We start from the raw sequence: 20,431 nt of genomic DNA on the forward strand, positions 1-20,431 counted from the left end.
GAAAGAATAGTAGCTTAATAAAAAAATCTCGTGTTAGTTCTTTAATGGAACAGTAGCACGAGATTTTTTTATTAGATTATTACAATGTGGTTTTCATGGAAGCTTTCTCTTCTATTATAAATGGAGAGTTTTTGATTTTGTTTATATTTGATCTTGGCTATTGCTAATGGAACATTATAACGTGCTGCAATTGTTTCGGCAGAAAAATTTCTTATATAAAGGCTAGACTCTTTTAATAGGCTATCTGGTAGCAATAGTTCTGCTGCGAAGGTGTTTGCTTGGGATTCCAATTTACTTTCAAGAACAATTGAAGTTTTCTTTATCTTGAAAGTATTAAATTCCTTGTGTAAGAAGAAATGTCCTAGTTCGTGGGCAAGTGTTGCTTGTTGATCATGCAATTCTAAGTTGTTGTTGAGGTGAATGAGGTACTTATTTGCACCCTCATGATATTGTAAAAACCCGTTAATTTTACTTCCTAAATTAGAAGGAAGTATTATTATGTCTAACTTTTGTGATAGAACTTCCGGATCGTTTGATTGATGATCATTAATAACATGTTGTGCAATATGTTTAATCCTTTTATCTGTATACAACCCTTTTCACTCTTTCTTTTTTTTGGTCATTTCATCAACATAACGAATGCCGTTAATAAGAGCTTGTTTGATTAATTTTGCTGTTTCTTCATCAATGTCTGCGTTTTTCATTAATAATAATGTATCTTCTTTTTCTAATTCTGCTAATGCATCATTTATTGTTTCTTCTACTTTTGAAGGCTTTCGTTTAGATTCTAATAGATAATCTGTTGACACATTATATAGATCGGCTAATTCCCTCAGCATTTCAGTGTCGGGGCTATTTCTTCCGTTTTCGTAATTGGATAAGACCTGTTGTCTAATGTTTAATTTTTGTGCAGCATCTTTTTGAGTTTTAAAACCTGCATTTATTCTTGCCTTCTTTAACCTTTCTGCTAATGACATAATATCATTCCTCTGTAAAATAAAGTTTACAACGAAAAGTTGTATATATTAGAATTTTAACCTCTTTTCGATAAAAAAACATTGACTTCTTCTAAAAGGAGTAATAAAATATAATTAACAACAAAAAGGAGTAAAATTGAACAAAGGAGGCTAAGATGAAAGAGTTTTTAGATGTGAATGACATTATGAAGATAATGGATGTTTCACAAAACAAAGCATACAAGATGATTAGAGAATTAAATTCTCAATTAAAAGACAATGGATTCAAAGTAATGAAAGGGAAAGTAAACAAGAGTTATTTTGAAAGTTGTTACTATGCAACAAAGGAGGTGGAGAATATTGATGAGCCTGTCTGAAACAAAAGACATAATGAAAAAGGCTGTATCATTAGCAAAACAGCTTGAGGGTAATTGGACAGCGAGAATGAAGATGGCACTTAATAAAGTGTACATAGAGCATTATTTATCACAACCATTGACACGAGAAGTAATTGAAAAGTTGTTACAAAAAGGGATGTCATTTCGAAGAATAAAGAAACATTATAATGTCGGAATGCAAGAAATTTCTTCTCTTCTCGCTAAATGAATAGTGTGAGTTTACACCACTATAAAGCGTGAGAGATAAAAGAGAGGTTGTGAAGTAATTGAGCCTTTTAGAATTTTTCAATCAATCCTTAAAAAGGTTTGAAAATGAAAAAGAACCAATTACATTTGCTCTAGCAGCAGTAATTCAAAAAAAGATTGATGAGTCGCTGCACAAAGAATATGAGGAATTTGATCAATGGTTTAGACAAACGTTTTATGATTCAGAGGGGAAGCCAATGCAATATTTTAGGACACCTCTTGTTGATGAATCACCAGTCATATTTGGTGCTAAACCAAAAGTTATTCTTTTAAATGGCCCATATGTGGGTGGAGTATCTCTTTAAAAAGGAATGAAGTTCTTTGAAAAATACATACAGACAAAAAAAGCGCCTTGATATTCATCAAGAACGCCTTAGATAAAACATAGACACTTTTATTATAAGGCTTCTTGTTTGAAATGTCATGCGTGAGTATTTGACGATTAACGGCAATCATGTTTAATAATGCCGAAGCAGGCTAGAAGAAGCGTGCGAAATAGCTGTAAGCAGCTTGATGATCATAAATGGTCTACTAGGTTGCCATGACTGGATATGTTGTGAGCGACTGATAAGCGCCATGATGACAGTGTCGGAGCGATTTTATTTTTTAATAAACTAATAAAAAACGTGATGAACACGAATCAAAGGAGAACATATAATGGAATTGAAATTTATTGTACCAAACAAAGAAGAAACTTTTGGAGATTGCAAATTCTTAGGATTTAAACGCGAAAAATTTGTTTATGATCAAGTCAATCAAAAAAGAACTGACGAGTTAGAAAGCAGAACTTATAATCTTGCTGCTAGTTGCCAAGGTGGTCCCGTTGAAGTGGTCTTACCTTCTAATGTTGAATTAAAGGAATATGACTTTATGCAAGATGTAGAACTGGTAAACCCTATTATTGAAGCAAGGGTGGACAATGGTGGTCGGTTTGGTACTCTCGTTTGGACTATTCTTGCCGAAGATATTCGAATCAAAGGCTCTAATACTAATTCTACAAAAGTAACACCAGCAGCCCCAGCAACGAATGACAAAAAGTAATAGTGTTAGGGGTGGATGACCATTTCTAAACTATGGAAGTATAAAGGGACAAAGATTCGTCCTAGACATAAAAATAACGTGGTGAAAACAGGTGCATTAATAAGTGTGCCTGTTTTTTTGTTGCTGATGACTCTTTTTTGGAAAGATCATCTTTGGATTATATATGATAAGGGTTTAGAGGATACATTTCAAAACTTCATCTTTAATATTCCTTTGATCATTACAAGTTTAACTGTGTCAATTGTAGTTCCAGCAGCTATTTTATTTGGTTGGCGCTACATATTCCGTAAGTATTCAAAATTAAAGAAAATTTATCATCGTCAAAAAATTGCACGAATGATTTTGTCGAACAAATTTTATGATAGTAAAAGCGTGAAGAGCCGTATAACCGATAGAATGGTTCAAAAAATCACATATTTCCCTAGATTTTATTATAGGGTTAAGGATGGTCATATCATTATTAAGGTTGCTATGGATATGAGCAGGTTCCAGTCTCGATTTATGGAACTGGGTAAAGAATTTGAGAACGGCTTGTTTTGTGATTTGGTTGAAACGGAATTAGAGGATGGATTTTTCAATTATAAGTTATTGTATGATGCTGGTAAAAATCGTATATCCATTGATGACGCTGTTGTAAATAAAGGCTCTATGAAGCTTATGAAGCATATTGATTGGACATTTGATAAGTTGCCGCACATGCTGATCTCTGGTGGTACAGGTGGAGGTAAAACGTATTTTATACTCACTTTGATAAAGTCCTTTGTTGCGTTTGGATCGGATGTACGCATACTAGATCCCAAGAATGCAGATTTGGCAGACTTGGAAGGAATATTGAAGGGGAAAGTATTTTCACGAAAAAATGGCATCATGATGACGCTGCGTAAATCAGTTGAAGATATGATGAATAGGATGGATGAGATGAAGAATCATCCGAATTATAGGACAGGGGAGAACTATGCCTATTTGGGCTATAAACCTGTTTTTATCATATTTGATGAGTACGTGGCGTTTATGGATATGCTCGATTTCAAGGAACGTGAAACAGCAATGCAAGATATTAAGCAAATTATCATGCTCGGCAGACAGATGGGCTTTTTTCTCGTTGCAGGAGCGCAACGTCCAGATGCAAAGTATTTTGCTGACGGAATACGAGATCAGTTTAATTTTAGGGTCTCGTTGGGGAAAATGAGTGAAACAGGCTACGGTATGTTGTTTGGTGACACTGATAAAAAATTCGTTGAAAAGGATATTAAAGGTAGAGGATACGCCTATGCAGGATCGGGAAATATTATGGAATTTTACAGTCCTTTAATACCTAGTGGCTATGATTTCCTAGAAGAAATCCGACTTGCTAAGGAAGGAACGCAGGGCGCGCAGGCGGCGACAGCCGCAAGCGGCAGCGAAAGCGCCCAAGTGACGACGGAGGAGTGAGCGAAGCGAATGACCGAGGGGCAAGTAAAACCCCCCCACGCTAACAGGGGGGTAGTACGCAAGGATGAAAAAGATGAAGAAAATTTAACATCAATGGTCGACTATGTAAGGGTTAGTTTTAAGACTCACGATGTAGATCATATCATTCAAAATATTTTACATATCCACAAAGATTTTATGACAGAGAAGCCGAAAGGCTTTTACGGATATGTTGGAACGTGGGAAATGGATATGATCAAAGTCATGTACAGTGCTCCAGATGATGAAAGGGGCACACTGATTGAATTTTCTGGTAAGGGTTGTAGACAATTTGAATCTTTTCTCGAATGTAGAAAGAAAACGTGGTTTGATTTCTTTCAAGACTGTCTAAATGAGAAAGGCAGCTTCACAAGGTTAGATATAGCGATTGATGACAAGCGAACCTATTTCACTATACCTTCTCTTCTGGAAAAAGCACAAAATGGGCTCTGCGTTTCGAGATTTCGTAAATCTGATTATAATGGATCATTTGATATTGGTGATGGTCGACTTGGGGGAACAACGTTATATTTCGGTTCTAAAAAATCAGATGCGTATCTTTGTTTTTACGAAAAGAATTTTGAACAAGCTGAAAAGTATAACATTCCTTATGATGAAATAGAAGATTGGAATAGGTATGAAATAAGGTTGAAAAATGAACGTGCTCATTCTGCTGTTTGTGAACTAATTAAAGATAGAAATTTGACCAGCATCGGAATGGCTATCATAAACAACTATGTTCGCTTTGTAGAAGAAGACGGACCAGAAGAAAAAAGGATGAGAGAAACAAGTCCTTTTTGGTTAGAATTTATCGGTGATGTAAAGAAGTTAAGGTTGTATACAAAGCCGCAAACTGACTTTTATCAAAAGTCCCGTAATTGGTTGAAAAATAGCTGTGCGCCAACGATGAAGATGATTCTTGAAGCTGATAGAGCCTTAGGGCAAAATGATTTATCAGACATGATCATCAATGCGGAATTGCAAGAAAAACATGAAAAAATGTTAGAAACATTCTTAACGCCAATTCATGAAATGGTGGTTTAATTTTAGGTGCTTGCTGCTAATAAACACAGGTGATGCGTATATGGCTTGTGTCAACGGTAAGCGCACCGTAGGGAGCATTAAGGAGTTGAAACAATCAGCGTCCCAAACCCTTTTAATGTCTCAAAAGGTCATCACACCTTTTGAGCTGCCTACCGGCGAGGGAGTCCCCCATGATTGGGGGAATAGGGGGAAGAAATCTTTTTCTTTAAATTATTTGAAGTGGGTGTGAATTTAAATTGAAATTCGCTGTTATAAACTTAAAGGATTTTTCTTCGTATGTTCCAAAAGATATTGAGCAAGGATTCTTAAATGAATTAAGTAAAGTCTTAAAGAGTATTGAAGAAGGTAGACAAAAAGATGGTAAAAAGCCATTTAATAATTATCTTGTCATCAATCAAGACGAACCTTATATCGAAGAAGTTTTTGAGGTGTTAAAAAAGAATCATCAGAAATGAAAATTAATTTACATGAATGATTTTAAAGGATAGTCAAATGACTGTCCTTTTTTGTTTGGATAAGAAAGGGGAGATTTTCTTGAAGGAAGGATTTCATGAATTAAAAATACTACCTCAATACTTTTGGGCTTGTAAAACAGGTCATAAATGCTTTGAAATTCGAAAAAATGATAGGGACTTTAAAGTGGGGGATTTGATTCAGTTACGTGAGTATAAAGATGGGAATTATACAGGAAGGTGCGTATTAGGGAGAATTAGCTTCATTACGGACTATCAGCAGCAGGATGATTATGTTGTCTTGAATTTTAAAAGACTTAAATTGGATCAAGCTGTGTGAGGTAACATGAGCCAATGGAAAGGGTTAGATCATAGACTATTTAATTTGGGTTTTATGGTTGGTGTTCCTTCTAAGGTTTATGTAAGGCAGATAAGTAGAGAATGGTTTTTAGTGGTTGAGGGAGAGCGTATAAAAGGTTATTCAGAATATCGTTATTCATTTTACAAAACGAAATTTATGGATGACGGAAGAATGACCAGTACCAAGATATTTCTTGATAAAAGCAGTGTTCGGCAAGTATATAGCAAGGTAGTGAACTACATCAATTATTTGGAAAAAACAAAAAAGTACAAAAAATGGTATAATTGTATTAAGAATAAAACGAAAAGAGAAAGGTCGGGGAGACTATGAAAGCGAAAAAAGTTGTAATTAGTCTAGGGTTGGCGGGCGTATTAGTTGGTGGAACTATTTGGGGTTTCTCTGCTAATGCTAAAAATGAAGCGAAGCAGGAGACACAAGATAAAGAGCAACCAAAAACAGCTACTGTTGTAAAAGAAACAAAGGCTGAAACAAAAGAAACAAAAGAAACAAAAGAAACGAAAAAAGAAAAAGTAAAGAAGAAGGAAGTAAAAAAAGTTAAGGAAGAAAAGCCTAAAAAGGTCAAGAAAGTCGAAAAACAGCAACAGCAGGTCGTTAGTGAGCAGCCGCAACAAAAAGAAAGAATTGTTGCTTCCAGTGAACCGAAAAGAAGTAACAATAGAAGTGTTAGTAAAGCTCCAGTAGTGAAGAAAGAACAACCGAAGGTTTATAGAAATACAACTGGTTCTTCTAGTCCTTCAAAAAATGTTCAAACAAAAAAGAAATACGTGAGTAATGATGGTTCAAATCAACGAAGTAAATCCAGTGCGCCTAAAAAATCAACTGCTGTTCCTAAAAAGTCCCCTAGTTCTTCTGGTGGAACATCTACTACAGGTGAAAAAACTGGCGGGGGGAAAATAAAAAATTCTGATTCGACTTATGAAACTGGTACGTTTGATGCTAATGACTTAAATGGTGTCCCTTGGGATGAATTGAATAAGTAATTAATTGAAGGTGTTCAAAAATTTGAGCACCTTTTTATTTTTAGGGGGTGAAAAATTTTTAATGATTAGAAGGAGATCATTTAAAAGTATAGTCTTACTCATGATTGTGGTTATGCTTTCTGTTTTTCCGAAAGCGGAAGCGACTGAGGGAGGCGTGAAAACCTTCGGTATAAATTCTGATGGCTATTTAGAAATTAATGGTGAAGTTCTGTATATGTCCGTTGATGGTAAACGAGAGAAAGCAACGCTAGAAGGTTTAATTCAGAAGGGGGACAAAGATCAAGAACTATTATTAAAAAGCGATATTGAAGAGAATGATAAAGGAGTTTTATCTTTCATATTCTCGTTTTTTGCTACTGATAAAGCAAAGGCAGCAGCGCCCAAGATTGAATATAAAGGTGCAATTAATTATCGTGGTTCAGTAGTAGGGGATTTTAGAGTAGACGGTAAACAAGCATTTTGTTTTCAGCATTCTAAAGCGTCTCCCCCAACGGGATCAAAGTATAAAGAATCTGTTCCTTACGACAACGAAAAGGTACAAAGGGCTTTGTATTATGGTTGGGGTGGTCAAGGTAATATTTTTACGAATAGAAAGCAAGGGATTGTAATTACTTCTTTAATACTCGATAGGCTGTATTCAAATGGTGATTTGGGAAAGAATCTCCCTGGCTATGAAAAATTGTGGGATTTAGTCTTGAATGGAAAAGATTTAAACAGAAAAGTAAGATTCACAAATACTAAACTGACTGTAGCTGTAAAGGGAAACAAGCAAATTTCTGAAACAACGAAACTTAATTCGGACAAAGAGAATTATGTTATAGTTTCTGTTCCTATTGGTATAACTTTAGTTAATGAAACAAGTGGTAAGAAGGTAACTGAAGGTAAAATGAAAGTTTATGGGGAACAGAAAATACATCTAGAAGCTGATTTAGATAAAAAATATAATTACAGCACTGGGGAATTAGGCAGCAACATGAAAATATTTCAACCTTTAATAACGAAGCCTAGTGGAGGAAATACACAGGTTTTGGGTTATGGGGATTGGTATACTGACCCGAATAATACAACATCTTTTACTGCTGTATTTAAAGTGCGCCAAAAGAAAATCAATGTGCAGCACATTGATGAATATTCAGGAAAAGTTCTTGAAAAGGAGAGCTACACAAGAAACATAGGTTCAACGTATTCATTTTCTCCTAAAAAGTCCATTGCAAAAGGGAAAGAAAAATTCATCCCTGTGAACACCAACAAGAAAACGGGTACATTAGGCAGCAAAGATGTGACGATCAAGTTTTATTACAATCTGGAGAGGTCTGTGACGGTCAATTATTATGACAACCGTACAGGCGATAAGATCAAAGCAACCAAGAAATATAAAAAGGTTCGTGGTGAAAAATATACCGAAAAACATCCTACAATTAAGGATGGTGAATACACATACCGTTATGTGAAAGCAACAGGAGACAAAGAAAGTGGAACGATTGGCGGCAAGAATATTGTCATCAATTATCATTATGATAAGCCATTGGCAAAGCTATCGTTTGATAAGCTACAAATTTATACAGCGCAATGGGAAAAGGGTCTTCCTGTCAAAGTGTATTTATCAAAGGAATTGAATTACAAGTCTAGCTTGAAAGATATGGCTGACAAAAAAATCACAGTGGCGCTATATCGTGGCACGACAAAGGTCACGTCAAAAACGTATACCGCAAAAGAATTGCCTAAGAAGATTAATATGACAATCCCTGCAAAGTATTTGAAGATTAATGACAAGGCTCTTTACACTGTAAAATTCACAGGCTTCGACAAAAATGATTTTAAAATTGATGCTGCTGCATCTACATTGAGTACGGATGGATATGCAGCAAGCGAAAAAACGATCAAGGCAACTTCTGAAAAGCAAAAAGAATTGTCATACAAAGGCGTTGTGATGACTGAAAAAACGCCATCAGCAGGAAAGGTTTATTATGAAACACTTACTTTCCCATTAGCGAAAATTGAAAAGAAGAAAACGGGCTATGGAACGAAACGTGAAATTGATCTTCATTATGAAAATGAAATTGGCAGCAGCATTAAGCCATCATTTGACTTTGAAGTTCCCACACGTTTAGTCGATAGTTATTTGTCGTATAAAAAAAGCGGCGATAACTCGATGATTACTATGGAACAAACGAAAGCGACTAACAAAAAACAGGGAGAAACGTCAGTCTATGACCTTGTGTATGAGCTTCCGCATATAAACGTTGAGCGACACACAGGCAACCTGTTCAGCGATCAACAGGTGAATGATAAAGACAAAAGAATTTCTTATGAATTGATTGACGGAGGGCGAAAATTTTACACGCCAATTTGGTCAGACTTGGGGAATTACGAAACGAAAATCAAGTCAAAACCAATGGGTGTCAATTTAATAAAGACAGAAGTCACCGAACAATTGGAGCTTTATGCGTCCATGTATGCTCACATGGACAGTAAAACCATAGATCAAGATGAAGTGTTGCTGAAACCTGTATATGCAAATGATCCATTTCCTAATGGATTGCCAGAAGGATGGACTAAAAAGGATTTGGATTGGGTTATGTCTGATTAATTGTCAGAGAGGTGGGAAAGTGTGAAAGGACAGAACGACCAAAAAGTGGAATACAAGCATTTGACAACCTATAAGAAGGCAAAGAAAAAATATAGTAAGGCAAAGACACCATATGAAGTTTATCCTTATTTGACTGTATCAAGAACTGATTTGAACTGGTTTTTAGAAACAATAAAAAAATTAGAAATAGAGAATTATCAGTTGAAAAAACAAGTGGCTGCTACTGTTAAACACAGGTGATGCGATTAAGGCTTGTGTCAACGGTACCGGAACGTAGTGAGGATAAGGAGTTGAAACAATCAGCGCCCCCAATACCCTTTTAATGTCTCAAAAGGTCATCATACCTTTTGAGCTGCCTACCGGCGAGGGAGTCCCCCGAAGAATCGGGGGAATAGGGGGATTGATATTTGCGATCCAACGGGCTTCCGTTGATGGGATTAGGCAAGGCTCAAGAAAGGAGGAGTTATTGTAATGGCAATTGGACCTATAGATTTTGGTGCTTCTACTGGAGGGAAATATCCTGACCCAATGAGGCTTTTTCTAATTGTGCTTGATGAACGTGTTTTTACTCTTAATGCTGCTTCTTTGGAAGACACCAACGATTTCTTAAAGAAAGAGTATCCCCAAAATATTGAAAAGCCATTTGCAATTATGGAATTAACCAATGAATTTAAAATATTAGATACGCCTTTTATGGAGAAACTCGTTGATGATTGCAGAACACTTTTTAATGTTCAATAAACAGGTTTTTATAAAAGTTAGGTTAAAGGATAGTCAAAAGACTGTCCTTTTTTGTTTCTAAAAAAAAGGAGGAATAAGAATGTTAAATGTGTTATTGGAAAACCCTACGCACTTTGATGAAGATTTTGCAGAGATTGAAAAGAAAGCAGGTAATATAACTGAAAGTGTCTGGCTGGAAGTTGGTCAACAAATAATGTTCTCTAGAATCATTGAAGAAAGCATTACGGTGCATAAGAAAATTATGTTGGAAGGTAAAGAAAGTAATCTGAAAGTAGATTTCCAAGTTAAGCCTCCAGAAGATAGAGGCGAAGAAATGTATGTTGGTGTCATCTATTCTGGTCATGAAGTCCAAAAATAATTTTTAAAAGGAGGGAAAAACAATGATTTTACATTTTGCTAATGGTTTGCAATTTGCACAAGCTCTATCAGAAATTGAAAAAAAGGCTAGAATTGCATGGGAAAGCATCTGGTTAGAAGCGACAGATCAAATGAGGTCTACAAGGGCTGAAGAACTATTTGGAACACTTTCCGTTCAAAAGAAAATTGAAATGGATGGACAAGAGTATATTTTGGAAGTGGATTTTGAGGTGCTGCTTCCAGAAACAAGAGACGGAGAAACATATATTGACGTCCTATATACTGGCTTTGAGTTGCAAAACTAAAGAAAGGGGAATAACAAAATGTCATTTGTTTTTGAAAACATATCTACTTTCCAAAAAGAGCTGCAAAGGGTTGGTTCTCAATCGCCTAGTGGCTCTTTTTTAAGAGCTTTACGTGAGAATGTTGCAAGTGGGGCAGAGTCGTTTGAGGTTGAGGGCAATTTGGAGGAAGGAGAAGACTCTTATATTTTGAGAGTCTTCTTTACAATTGATGGTTTGAATGAAAATGCTAAAACGCCTATAGCTGCTTTACCTGTCTGTCGCTTTGATTGCTTGTGGTTGGAAAAAAATGAATGAAGATTAAAGGTAAATAAGGAAGTGTTGAAAAGTGAGCTATGATTATTTGAAAAATCAAAATGACTTGGTGAATGAGTTAGAAAGAGTCGGATGTTTAGGGGTCTATCACAGCATAGTGATGGAACTCGATCATTTTCCAGTAGATGAAAAAGCCATCGTTGTTGAATTTTTCAAAATTGAAGGAGTTCGCTATAGACTATCGGTGACTTTTGTGTGTAATGAAGGAAAAGGAGATCATCTTTGGCGATCATGGTCATTTGATCATTTGACCTTAGAAAAAAGAGAGTGAGAGAGCTGGAAAGGAGAATTAAAGATTATGCAGCATAATTTTATTAATTACGGTGCTTATCAAAAACAAATGTCTGAAATCGGCTGTTCTTCATTAGCAGAAGATATATATATTCAACTTGTCGAACGTATAAAAGGTGGAGAAAATGGAGCCATTGATCTTACAGGAAATATCACTTTAGGTGATAAGGACAATGAAGGAAATTACAAATTAAGCCTTGTGACTGTTTCTTTCAATGCTCATATGAATGACGATGGGGCATGTGAAATGTCTTTTGAACGTGTCAATGTCTCGGAAGTTGATTGGTGAAGAAATGATTTTTGAAGGGAGGGAGGGGATTTGAAGGAATTACCCTTAAAAATGATCTTACTGGCGTTTGTGATATTTGTTGTCAGTATACTTGTCTATTACTATACGACTGATTACAAGCAACATAGCATTATCAACACTATGAATGAATCGGCTCGTATAGCCAGTATGAGAAACGTTGATAACAGCATACGTACAGAAGAAGGAAAGGTCGAGCTATCTGAGAGGGCTTTTGAATTGAATTTTGAAAGCTCGCTAAAAGAAAAATCCAACGTAAATCTTGGGAAAACATCTTTCAAATATCAGTATTTGAAAGACACAGATGGGAAAATGAAAGCTGTAAAAATTGCTTTGACAGATGAAAAAAAGAAAACCTATCGAACAACATTAGTTGTCGATAGACCGAAAGGGGAACGTAAATGAATAATGCTGTAGTTGATGAACAAAAACAATTGATAGAGAAGGTTCGGGCGCATTTAAAACGACACCATCCTTCTGACTTGTTGAATGCTTACGTTGATTCACAAGAAAGACAGAAGATGAAAGAAACACTTAAAAAAGATTTCCCCCATTTGAGTGATGATGATTTGGAATATTCCATGAGGGAAATTGTAGGGTTTGGAGTCATTGAAGAAATTATGGAGCAATATAAAGACGTTACTGATATTTCTTTCAATGGTACACACCTTGATGTTGTAACAAACACAGGGAAAATACGATATGGGAAAATTGATGAAGAATATATTGTGAAGATCATTAAAAAATTTGGAAATGCATGCAAAAAAGAGTTTACACCCAATTCTCCAATTATAGATGCAACCTATGGAAATTTGCGCTTAAATGCTGTTCACAAAAATATAGCTCAATATGGGACTACAATGGCATTGCGAATTGTACGACCGAGATTGGCGCTTACTAAAAACAATTTTGCTGCTTTTGCGCCAGAATATGTCTATGCAATTTTTGAAGCAATTATAGCGTCAAAATCAAATGTCATTATCAGTGGAGAAACTGGCACTGGTAAAACAGAATTACAAAAATTATTGATTTCCATGATTGACTACAAAGATCATATTATCATGATCGAAGATACACCAGAGAGTCACGTGAAAACTCTATTTCCTGATAAGGATATTAAATCATGGATTACGAATGCTTCTACAGGGATTGAAGAATTAGTGAAAGCAGGACTTAGAAATAATCCAGTTTGGATAATTCCTGCGGAAGTTAGAAGTAAAGAAGCCTATGAAATGATACAGGCTGCCTTGTCTGGTCATAGATTGATTGCTGGAATTCATACACCAGGTCCTCGATTTATCGTATCGAGACTTATCAATATGATGAAGATGGGATATGTAATTGATGAGGAATCAATGAAACAAGACCTTCACAGTTATTTAGATTTTGGAGTACATCTTGAAAAGATTACTGGGAAAGATGGAAAAGTAATTAGGTATCTAAAAGAAATCGTGGAGTTTTTACCAGATGGTGAAGTCTTGACGGTTTTTAGGTGTGATCTAACAAACGATGGTTTCAAATATCATGATGGTGGAAGAATAAGCAGCAACTTTGTCAAAAGAATGATGGAAAAATTAGTTCCAATTGAGTTGCAAGAAAAACTTGCTGAAAGGTTGACTATGCATGAAGTTAATGCGTAAGAGGAAACTCTATAGATTAAATGAAATTCACGCAATGGCTCAAGCATTTGGGCAGCCATTAAAAAAGAAGGCATATGTTAAATTCGCTGTAGTTCCTTTTCTTTGCTTTGGTGGGTTTTCATATCTCCTTTTTCATTATTGGTGGATGGCTTTGATAGGAGGATTAATAGGGAGCTTATACGGGTGGTTCTTTCTAATGCAAAAACAGGTCAAGAACGACTATGAAAAAGCAGCCCTTGAAGAAAGAAATAGGTTCTTGAATAATATCACCCAGATGCTAACAAATGAGAATATGACTTTGTTGGAAACCTTCTCTACATGTACTGGTTATGCAGAAGGGGAGTTGCAAGAAAAACTCATTGATTTAAGAGCTGTTTTGGTTGATGGAACTGAAAAAGAAGTAATTGAAGCGTTTCGTGTGTTGAGAGATTTTTATAAAAGTGATGTGCAATTTGATCAGTTCTTGGAACAACTGGCAATTATGTTAGTCGAAGGGCGCACATCTATTGATTCATTACGAGACACTAAAAACTTTCACAATCAAATTCTAGTGAAGCAGGAAAAATTTATTCAAATGAAAAAAGCTCGTAGACGTGACTTTAATACGATGATTTTTTATTCAGTAGCATTTATTGGTGCTTTGATGTTTTCGTTCACCATTCCAAAATTCATCAACATCTATGCACATACTATGGTGGGAATGATTACGAGTTCCTTGTACCTGCTTATTATATTTGGGCTGTACCACTCATTTAACAAAAAGTACTTCGATGACACCATAACGGAGGTGAAGATTTAAATCGTGAAAAATAAAAAGAAGACAAATTTAGGCGGTCAATCTATGACAGTCTTTTCTTTTTGGGAAAAAATCGCCGAAAGCGATTTGAAAAACATGATTGATTACTTAAATGAAACTAATGTGAACAGTTTTCAGAAGCAGCGTTTGTTTAAGGCTTGCTTATTTTTGCTAATGGGTATTCCCGTATTCTTTCTGAAACCCATGATTTCATTAGTATTTTTAGGACTTGCGCTTGCTTTTTATTTCTATGAGTATCTGCGAGTTAAGTCAAAATTCAATGCAGCTCGCTTTCAAAAGGAGCTTGTTTTCTTGGAGTTTTCCAAAGAAATTTATATTTATTTATTGGAAAACAAGACAACAATCTATTCTGCATTTCAAAAAATGAAAGAAAGGGAGAAAGAAGGTGTTCTAAAAGATGCTTTGGGGGATTTGCTAATAGACTTGCATGAACGTCCCGATGATGTTCAGGCATTTATTGATTTTGCAAATAGAACGAGTGGCAGCGATAGGTCAAAGCTCTTTATGATAACGCTCTTTGAATATCACCAAAATTCAAAAGACGATTCGATCATCTATCAGCTAGGGAAGATGACTAGCGAACAATTATTCTTAGTGGTGGATGACATTATTGAATATAAGCATGGAAAGTTTATGAACTTTCCAATGAAAATAACAATGCCTGTCGTTGCTGTCGTGCTAGTCTTTTTCATTTCTCTTCTAGTGGATAGTCTAAAAGCTATTCAATTTGGGGGCGGTTAAATGTTAGACGGCATTCAAATGACGTTTTTTAAAATCTATATTGCTCTTCTGTCAATTTCTTTAATTATTGATGTGGCAGGATATTGTATTCGGTTGAATCAGACCAATGATTTTAAGCAACAGGTTAACTATCAAATTGAAAGGAATGGGGGGTTGAATTCAAATGCTCTTAAGGAAATTGAGAAGAAGAACAAAGAAGCGTATGGGGGCAGTTTTCAAGTTCACAGTACCTCATTAAACGAGACTTTACCATATGGGAGCGAGGTCTCTTATAAAATTACCACAACATATAACTTTCAGCTTGGTGGTCATAAAGAAGTGATCGAAGTAAAAGGAGGGGCGTTGTCTTTAATTAGGTAAGGGGGGAGGTAAATGAGCCGTCATATTATTAGGATAGGAATGCTATCCTGTTGGGCTGTGGTCTTTGGAATGTGTGTTTATATTTTTAAAAATCATTACCCTGATTTTATGACAGGGATTCAAGTATTTATTGAAAGCATCACAGAAGGTATGTATTAAAAAAGTTAATCAAAGGAGAATGAAAAAATGACAGGTCAAAATATTACAGAAATTGGTTGGGGAATGGTTGCAGCAGGAGTAATTGTAGTTATGGGAGTAGCAGTAAATGGATTCTTTCCAGATTTGATTCCAGAAATTTTAAACGGAATGAAATCACAACTTCTCGGAATTTTTAAGAAGTAATTTTCTAGGGCGAGTCTTTCGGGGCTTGCTCTTTTTATTTAAAAAGTGAGATTACTTTATCAATGATTAAACTGTTTTTTCTTGGTGCTGTTGCTGTTTTATCTGCTGTTATTAGCTTTCTATTGCTTTATTTGTATGACATGACTCCTACGATTTCAAATTGGTTGACGCTTTTGCAAATAACATATTTAGCTTCTATTTTTCTTATGTTACCTAATCCATTCAATAAAGTATCTTGAAGAAAGGGGGGGGTATCATGACTTTTTCGAAGTGGGTCGCCACTATTGCTAGGTATATTTCACTTGCTTTATTGTTTTTCATACTACTTATTGCTTTTGGTGGCTCACTGTATAAATTGTTTACTCATGAATCTATTGTTATACGTCACTTTGTTGCTAATTCTGCTGGTTTTGCTTTGGTAATACTGGCTCTTTGCTGCTTCATTTGTGTGCTCACATCTTCAATTAAAGTAAAGGAGGGGGAAAATGAAAAAGAAAAAGAATGACGGTAAGATGGTCATTGAAAACAATCCATTGTTTTCAGCTTTTAAGAAGAAGCTGAAAGGTGTGAAAAAGCCAGAAAAGAAACCTAAATCAATTCAAAAAGATCGTTCAAAAATGATTGCCATATTTATATGGTCAATGATTGGAACGCTTGTCTTTTTTGCTTTCTTGGCGGTTTTACTGTCTGTTAGCAATAGGTCAGCTTTGAACGATCTTGCGAGACAACAAGAACAAAACAGTAAGCAGAAAGAGGAAGTTTCTATTGTGGCAGGAGAACGCTTCTTATCTGGATTCATTGAGCAGTATATCAATGTGAAAAATGACAGGGCTGCTGCTGAACAGCGTCAAAATACCTTGATGAAATATCTCGTTAAGGATGATGAGACAGATCAAGAAACATGGTTTGATACATCTGGTGCTCAGGGGGATCGAGTTTTAAATGATTTTGTCCTCTACAATGTCAAAAAAGGTGATGGAGATTCACTTTTTCAATATAAGGTGAATTACCAAAATGTTGTGAAGATCAAAAAGAAAGAACACAAGATAGATAAACAAGCATTGTTAAATATCCCTGTGAAGCATAAAGGTGATGAATTTGCGGTGGGTGGCACGCCTTATCTTTCAGAAATATATGATCTTAAAGGCAATATTTCTGGTTCCTTAGAGGAACGTGAGGAATATGACGGGGATCAGTCAGCTGCCATAAAAGAGTTTCTAAATACATTCTTCCGAAAATATGCGGAAGAATCAAAAGATGACATGTCGTATGTCATGAAAACACCAGAGACTTTAAATGGTCATTTGGTATTTGGTGATGTTGAAAATATACGAATTTATAAAAAAGGTGATGGATTTGAAGTGTCGTCCATTGCTATTTTTAAAGAAAAAGAAACGAATTTGCCAGTAAAAGAACGTTTTACATTATCTGTTGTGAAAAACAACGGTCAATATTATGTGGATCAACTATAACATCAATAGGAGTGGTATTTATGGAATTCTTGGATTTTCTTGTGTTAGGTGCAAAAGCAGGGTCAGATTTACCGACATTAGGCGGCGTAAGAGACTGGGCAAAGCAGGTTGTGGAACAGGCTATTTATATTGTTACCATCTTTGTTGTTTGTAAATTTCTAATCAAGATGAGTATTGGGAAAATCGTTGGCATTATTGTGCTTGCAAGTGCCTTAGTTTTTGCCGTTCGAAACTGGTCTATGGTTACTGGATGGGGTGGAGCATTACTTAAACTCTTATAAGAGGTGGAAGAATGACTAGAATGGTATTCAATTATAGAAAGGCAATGCGCGAACCAAAGAAAATACAAAAGATTACGGATAAATTCAGTTTGCCTTTCGCAATAGAATTGATTCCTATGATCAACTATTTTATTTTTGTCGCAATTAGTTTCGGTTTTTTCTTAGGTGTTAGGAAGATATTTCCTAGCGCCTTTGAAAATACATTTTTAATCGTAATTTTTGGAATCCCTTTAGCTTTAACTATTTTTGTTAGCAAGGTTAAACCAGAGGGGAAAAATATTTATTTGTACTTCTGGGGTGTCTTAAAATATTTGATTATGATTAAGTTCCCAAAAAAGAAATTTTGTAATGATCGTGAAGTTCCATTTATTAACCATAAAGAAATACGATTTAAACCATTAAGGGAGGTGCAGAATTTTGAATCTGGAAACACCAATGAAGAGTATATTCAACAACCTGATCTTGACGAGATCCGGTGATGTTTGGGCGTATTATCGGATCAAGAGCAGTTCCATTCCATCACAAAACCGAAGTAAAATAGAAGAATACAAGGATAAATGGACTTCGTTTTATGAAGATATTACAGAGTATGAAGACTTCCACTTGATGATGTATCCTAGTAGATTTGACTTGGAAGGTCGATTAAACGTTTTGAAAAAAGACATTCATGAGGATTCTGCGGAAGTTGCTTCTTATTATATGCAAGAAACAGTCAATGTAATGAATCAGCGTTTAGGGAGATTGACCAAACCAGATTTCATTATTGGAATCAAACTTAATAAGTCATTGCTTAGCTTGGATGCTGATATGAAAGACAACCTATTTTCAATGCTTGATACGGCTACTGATACAGTAGTCAATATGTTGGGGTGGGAACAAGATATCTCTTCTGAATTTTTTAAGAAATATATAGAAATTGAAGATGACTTGGCAAGTACAGTTACATCAGTATTTGCCGAGAGGTTGAAGGAAAGTGAACTGAAATATATTAATCGTTATCACTTTGTAAGAGGTTTATATCATGATGTGGATGAGGAAAGTGAGAGTGGAGACATACAATCTATCACGAATACAGTCATTGATCCAACGATTCCAGCTACGTTAAAACTCACTAGTGATCAAGATGAAGGCTATATATCTTTTGTTGTTATTGACGAATATTTAGATAATATGGTCAACAGTGATTTGTTTTTTGAAGTTCAAGCTTTACCTTTTCCTGTAGAAGTTGATATTAAAGCAAAAGTCGAAGGCAAAGGAATGACAAAGGCTGCTTTAAATATCAAACATCAACAATTAAAAGAAGAGCAAAATGAAAAGTATAGTCTCGGTGACGAAAGTGATCAGTCAACAATGACAAGTGCTTATCTCGTCAAGGATTTACAAAACAAGATTAAGAAAGAAGAAGTGTCTTTAATTAACTGGCTTGCGGTTGTAATAGTTGACGGGAGATCGAAAAAGGAATGCACTGAGAAAGCACGTTTAGTAGTAAGGCACTTGAAAGGGGCAGGGATTAAATGCAGAATTCCTATCGCTGATCAACTGTCCCTATTTTATAAAATGCTTCCTGCTCAAAAGCTTGATCTTATGGACAAAAACTGGATTCAAAAAACAACGCAAAGCGGGATCGCAGAATGTTTATTAGGTGTTGATTCTTTTATAGGATCAAAAATTGGCTTTTTCCTTGGTTGGGGAGATCGCTTTGATAAGCATACAGATTTAGAAAGCGCCATTCGATCAAGTCGAGACTTCATTTTGTATCATCCATTCTTAGCGAATCAGCAAATCAAAGGCTCTAAAACAAGATCGCCACACTGTTTAATTACAGGTGATACAGGAAACGGAAAATCGTTCCTTGCAAAGCTCTTGTACACCTATATTTCGTTTATGGATGTCAAAGCCCTATACATTGACCCCAAAAAAGAAATGAGGAAGTGGATAACAAAAATCATTAACAATCCACAAACACGCAAAGAGTTTCCACTCTATATTAATCATCTGAAGAAGTATCACTTTATAACGCTTGATCACGAGAAAAAAGAAAACTGGGGTGCGCTGGACCCTGTATCATTTATGCCGGCAAGTAAAGCGAAAGATTTACTTGAAGTCATTTTTGAACAAATTTATAGCTTTAAGGGCAAGGATGACATAAGTACGGCTTTTTTGAGGGCGATAACAAAAGTGTTAGAAATGAAAGAACGTGGTGACCAAGTCGGATCGCTTCATGTCATATATGAAATGCAGCAGCATGAAGAAGAACCTGTGAGAAAAGCAGGAGACTATCTTTATGAATCAGTCAAAGACTCCATCATGAAGTTACTCATTCATGATGGTTCAAATCCTTCCTTGTCGTTAACAGAGCGTTTAACAATTTTGGAAGTTGAGAACATGGATTTACCAGACTTCGGGGAACGGATAGAAAATTTCACAAAGTCACAAATGAAGTCTAGTGCGGTCATGTTTGCACTCGGTAAGTTTTGCGAATTGTTCGGGATGGATGCGGATGAAAAAACAGCAGAATTTATTGATGAAGCGTGGATATTTACAGCTTCGCCACAGGGAAGAAAAGTTGAACGTCAAATGAGACGTATTGGACGTTCTTATAATAATGCTGAATTCTTCATCTCACAATCAACAAAGGATGCTTTACATGATGATGACAAAGGAAACTTTGGTGTCGCTTTTGCATTTGACGAACCTAGTGAAAGGGAAGATGTCTTGAAATGGATGAATCTTGAACCAAGTGAAGAAAATCAAAAGATGCTTGGGTCAATGTTTCAAGGGCAATGTCTGTTTAAAGATATTTATGGGCGTACCTCTAAAATTTCAATTGAATGCCTGTTTGAAGAGTGGATGGGGGCTTTCGAGACCATCAATAAAAGTGAGGTTGCGTATGCAGAAGAACAATACTTGTAGGAAGTCATGTGGAG

32 protein-coding genes are annotated in these 20,431 nt (G+C 35.7%); 30 read left to right on the top strand and 2 right to left on the bottom strand.

Going from position 1 to position 20,431, the window contains the following annotated elements; all coding sequences use genetic code 11:
- Nucleotides 1-71: 71 nt before the first annotated feature.
- Both MHI33_RS03495 and MHI33_RS03500 read right to left on the bottom strand, forming a co-directional pair.
- Entirely contained in the window at nt 72-593 is a 522-nt protein-coding gene (locus MHI33_RS03495) for an ImmA/IrrE family metallo-endopeptidase (RefSeq protein ID WP_106067395.1), read from the bottom strand.
- Nucleotides 594-599: 6 nt separating this feature from the next.
- Nucleotides 600-977, bottom strand: a complete 378-nt coding sequence (locus tag MHI33_RS03500; RefSeq protein ID WP_041115327.1) for a helix-turn-helix domain-containing protein — start codon at nt 975-977, stop codon at nt 600-602.
- 155 nt (nt 978-1,132) lie between these two features.
- On the opposite strand from MHI33_RS03500, the gene MHI33_RS03505 reads away from it, so the two are divergent.
- The 30 genes from MHI33_RS03505 to MHI33_RS03650 all read left to right on the top strand — a co-directional run bounded on the left by MHI33_RS03505 (nt 1,133) and on the right by MHI33_RS03650 (nt 20,417).
- Nucleotides 1,133-1,333 (top strand): ICEBs1 excisionase, encoded by a 201-nt coding sequence (locus MHI33_RS03505; RefSeq protein ID WP_106067396.1) that lies wholly within the window; start codon nt 1,133-1,135, stop codon nt 1,331-1,333.
- Entirely contained in the window at nt 1,320-1,562 is a 243-nt protein-coding gene (locus MHI33_RS03510) for a hypothetical protein (RefSeq protein WP_106067397.1), read from the top strand. Before MHI33_RS03505 ends, MHI33_RS03510 begins: the two co-directional genes overlap by 14 nt.
- A 58-nt stretch (nt 1,563-1,620) precedes the next feature.
- Entirely contained in the window at nt 1,621-1,905 is a 285-nt protein-coding gene (locus MHI33_RS03515) for a hypothetical protein (protein WP_065097530.1), read from the top strand.
- Between the two features lie 352 nt (nt 1,906-2,257).
- Nucleotides 2,258-2,641 carry a DUF961 family protein gene (locus tag MHI33_RS03520; RefSeq protein WP_216927574.1) on the top strand — a complete coding sequence of 128 codons (384 nt, stop codon included), beginning with the start codon at nt 2,258-2,260 and terminating at the stop codon, nt 2,639-2,641.
- A 15-nt stretch (nt 2,642-2,656) separates the two neighbouring features.
- Nucleotides 2,657-4,072, top strand: coding sequence for an FtsK/SpoIIIE domain-containing protein (locus MHI33_RS03525; protein ID WP_216927576.1), 1,416 nt, complete (start codon nt 2,657-2,659; stop codon nt 4,070-4,072).
- Nucleotides 4,073-4,081: 9 nt separating this feature from the next.
- A complete protein-coding gene (locus MHI33_RS03530) occupies nt 4,082-5,134 on the top strand; it encodes a replication initiation factor domain-containing protein (protein WP_216927578.1) in 1,053 nt (350 codons plus the stop codon).
- A 236-nt stretch (nt 5,135-5,370) separates the two neighbouring features.
- Entirely contained in the window at nt 5,371-5,589 is a 219-nt protein-coding gene (locus MHI33_RS03535) for a hypothetical protein (RefSeq protein ID WP_106032846.1), read from the top strand.
- A 79-nt stretch (nt 5,590-5,668) separates the two neighbouring features.
- Nucleotides 5,669-5,926 carry a DUF3850 domain-containing protein gene (locus MHI33_RS03540; RefSeq protein ID WP_249476507.1) on the top strand — a complete coding sequence of 86 codons (258 nt, stop codon included), beginning with the start codon at nt 5,669-5,671 and terminating at the stop codon, nt 5,924-5,926.
- 6 nt (nt 5,927-5,932) lie between these two features.
- Nucleotides 5,933-6,277, top strand: coding sequence for a hypothetical protein (locus MHI33_RS03545; protein ID WP_340909153.1), 345 nt, complete (start codon nt 5,933-5,935; stop codon nt 6,275-6,277).
- Complete coding sequence (locus tag MHI33_RS03550) at nt 6,274-6,948, top strand: hypothetical protein (protein WP_340909156.1); 675 nt, start codon at nt 6,274-6,276, stop codon at nt 6,946-6,948. The genes MHI33_RS03545 and MHI33_RS03550 overlap by 4 nt, the downstream gene beginning before the upstream one ends.
- 22 nt (nt 6,949-6,970) lie before the next feature.
- Nucleotides 6,971-9,538, top strand: coding sequence for a thioester domain-containing protein (locus MHI33_RS03555; protein ID WP_340909158.1), 2,568 nt, complete (start codon nt 6,971-6,973; stop codon nt 9,536-9,538).
- A 21-nt stretch (nt 9,539-9,559) separates the two neighbouring features.
- Nucleotides 9,560-9,778 carry a hypothetical protein gene (locus tag MHI33_RS03560; RefSeq protein WP_045035174.1) on the top strand — a complete coding sequence of 73 codons (219 nt, stop codon included), beginning with the start codon at nt 9,560-9,562 and terminating at the stop codon, nt 9,776-9,778.
- A 231-nt stretch (nt 9,779-10,009) separates the two neighbouring features.
- Nucleotides 10,010-10,279 carry a hypothetical protein gene (locus MHI33_RS03565; protein WP_283924290.1) on the top strand — a complete coding sequence of 90 codons (270 nt, stop codon included), beginning with the start codon at nt 10,010-10,012 and terminating at the stop codon, nt 10,277-10,279.
- Nucleotides 10,280-10,358: 79 nt separating this feature from the next.
- Nucleotides 10,359-10,637: a hypothetical protein gene (locus tag MHI33_RS03570; RefSeq protein WP_283924291.1), complete on the top strand. Its 279-nt coding sequence runs from the start codon at nt 10,359-10,361 to the stop codon at nt 10,635-10,637.
- 22 nt (nt 10,638-10,659) lie between these two features.
- Nucleotides 10,660-10,941: a hypothetical protein gene (locus MHI33_RS03575; RefSeq protein ID WP_340909164.1), complete on the top strand. Its 282-nt coding sequence runs from the start codon at nt 10,660-10,662 to the stop codon at nt 10,939-10,941.
- A gap of 18 nt (nt 10,942-10,959) precedes the next feature.
- The gene (locus MHI33_RS03580) at nt 10,960-11,235 is read left to right on the top strand and encodes a hypothetical protein (RefSeq protein WP_340909167.1); all 276 of its coding nucleotides are present in this window, start codon (nt 10,960-10,962) and stop codon (nt 11,233-11,235) included.
- A 31-nt stretch (nt 11,236-11,266) separates the two neighbouring features.
- Nucleotides 11,267-11,524: a hypothetical protein gene (locus tag MHI33_RS03585; RefSeq protein ID WP_283924293.1), complete on the top strand. Its 258-nt coding sequence runs from the start codon at nt 11,267-11,269 to the stop codon at nt 11,522-11,524.
- Nucleotides 11,525-11,551: 27 nt separating this feature from the next.
- On the top strand, nt 11,552-11,833 hold the full coding sequence (locus tag MHI33_RS03590; protein ID WP_340909171.1) for a hypothetical protein: 282 nt from the start codon (nt 11,552-11,554) through the stop codon (nt 11,831-11,833).
- A gap of 30 nt (nt 11,834-11,863) precedes the next feature.
- Nucleotides 11,864-12,256 (top strand): hypothetical protein, encoded by a 393-nt coding sequence (locus MHI33_RS03595; RefSeq protein WP_340909173.1) that lies wholly within the window; start codon nt 11,864-11,866, stop codon nt 12,254-12,256.
- Nucleotides 12,253-13,491 carry a CpaF/VirB11 family protein gene (locus MHI33_RS03600; RefSeq protein WP_340909176.1) on the top strand — a complete coding sequence of 413 codons (1,239 nt, stop codon included), beginning with the start codon at nt 12,253-12,255 and terminating at the stop codon, nt 13,489-13,491. Before MHI33_RS03595 ends, MHI33_RS03600 begins: the two co-directional genes overlap by 4 nt.
- A complete protein-coding gene (locus tag MHI33_RS03605; RefSeq protein ID WP_340909180.1) occupies nt 13,475-14,290 on the top strand; it encodes a hypothetical protein in 816 nt (271 codons plus the stop codon). Before MHI33_RS03600 ends, MHI33_RS03605 begins: the two co-directional genes overlap by 17 nt.
- 3 nt (nt 14,291-14,293) lie before the next feature.
- Nucleotides 14,294-15,049 (top strand): hypothetical protein, encoded by a 756-nt coding sequence (locus MHI33_RS03610; protein ID WP_340909183.1) that lies wholly within the window; start codon nt 14,294-14,296, stop codon nt 15,047-15,049.
- Nucleotides 15,050-15,409, top strand: coding sequence for a hypothetical protein (locus MHI33_RS03615; protein ID WP_268508523.1), 360 nt, complete (start codon nt 15,050-15,052; stop codon nt 15,407-15,409).
- 12 nt (nt 15,410-15,421) lie between these two features.
- Nucleotides 15,422-15,568 carry a hypothetical protein gene (locus tag MHI33_RS03620; RefSeq protein ID WP_340909189.1) on the top strand — a complete coding sequence of 49 codons (147 nt, stop codon included), beginning with the start codon at nt 15,422-15,424 and terminating at the stop codon, nt 15,566-15,568.
- Between the two features lie 27 nt (nt 15,569-15,595).
- The gene (locus MHI33_RS03625) at nt 15,596-15,751 is read left to right on the top strand and encodes a hypothetical protein (RefSeq protein WP_161792792.1); all 156 of its coding nucleotides are present in this window, start codon (nt 15,596-15,598) and stop codon (nt 15,749-15,751) included.
- Nucleotides 15,752-16,007: 256 nt separating this feature from the next.
- Nucleotides 16,008-16,256: a hypothetical protein gene (locus tag MHI33_RS03630; protein ID WP_268508524.1), complete on the top strand. Its 249-nt coding sequence runs from the start codon at nt 16,008-16,010 to the stop codon at nt 16,254-16,256.
- Nucleotides 16,237-17,223, top strand: coding sequence for a conjugal transfer protein (locus tag MHI33_RS03635; protein ID WP_340909193.1), 987 nt, complete (start codon nt 16,237-16,239; stop codon nt 17,221-17,223). The genes MHI33_RS03630 and MHI33_RS03635 overlap by 20 nt, the downstream gene beginning before the upstream one ends.
- A 20-nt stretch (nt 17,224-17,243) precedes the next feature.
- Complete coding sequence (locus MHI33_RS03640; protein ID WP_216927597.1) at nt 17,244-17,504, top strand: hypothetical protein; 261 nt, start codon at nt 17,244-17,246, stop codon at nt 17,502-17,504.
- An 11-nt stretch (nt 17,505-17,515) separates the two neighbouring features.
- Nucleotides 17,516-17,983, top strand: coding sequence for a conjugal transfer protein (locus MHI33_RS03645; RefSeq protein WP_340909196.1), 468 nt, complete (start codon nt 17,516-17,518; stop codon nt 17,981-17,983).
- A complete protein-coding gene (locus MHI33_RS03650; protein ID WP_216927599.1) occupies nt 17,922-20,417 on the top strand; it encodes an ATP-binding protein in 2,496 nt (831 codons plus the stop codon). The genes MHI33_RS03645 and MHI33_RS03650 overlap by 62 nt, the downstream gene beginning before the upstream one ends.
- Nucleotides 20,418-20,431: the final 14 nt, after the last annotated feature.

This window comes from Bacillus sp. FSL K6-2971, assembly GCF_038006405.1.
GTDB lineage: Bacteria > Bacillota > Bacilli > Bacillales > Bacillaceae > Bacillus > Bacillus pumilus.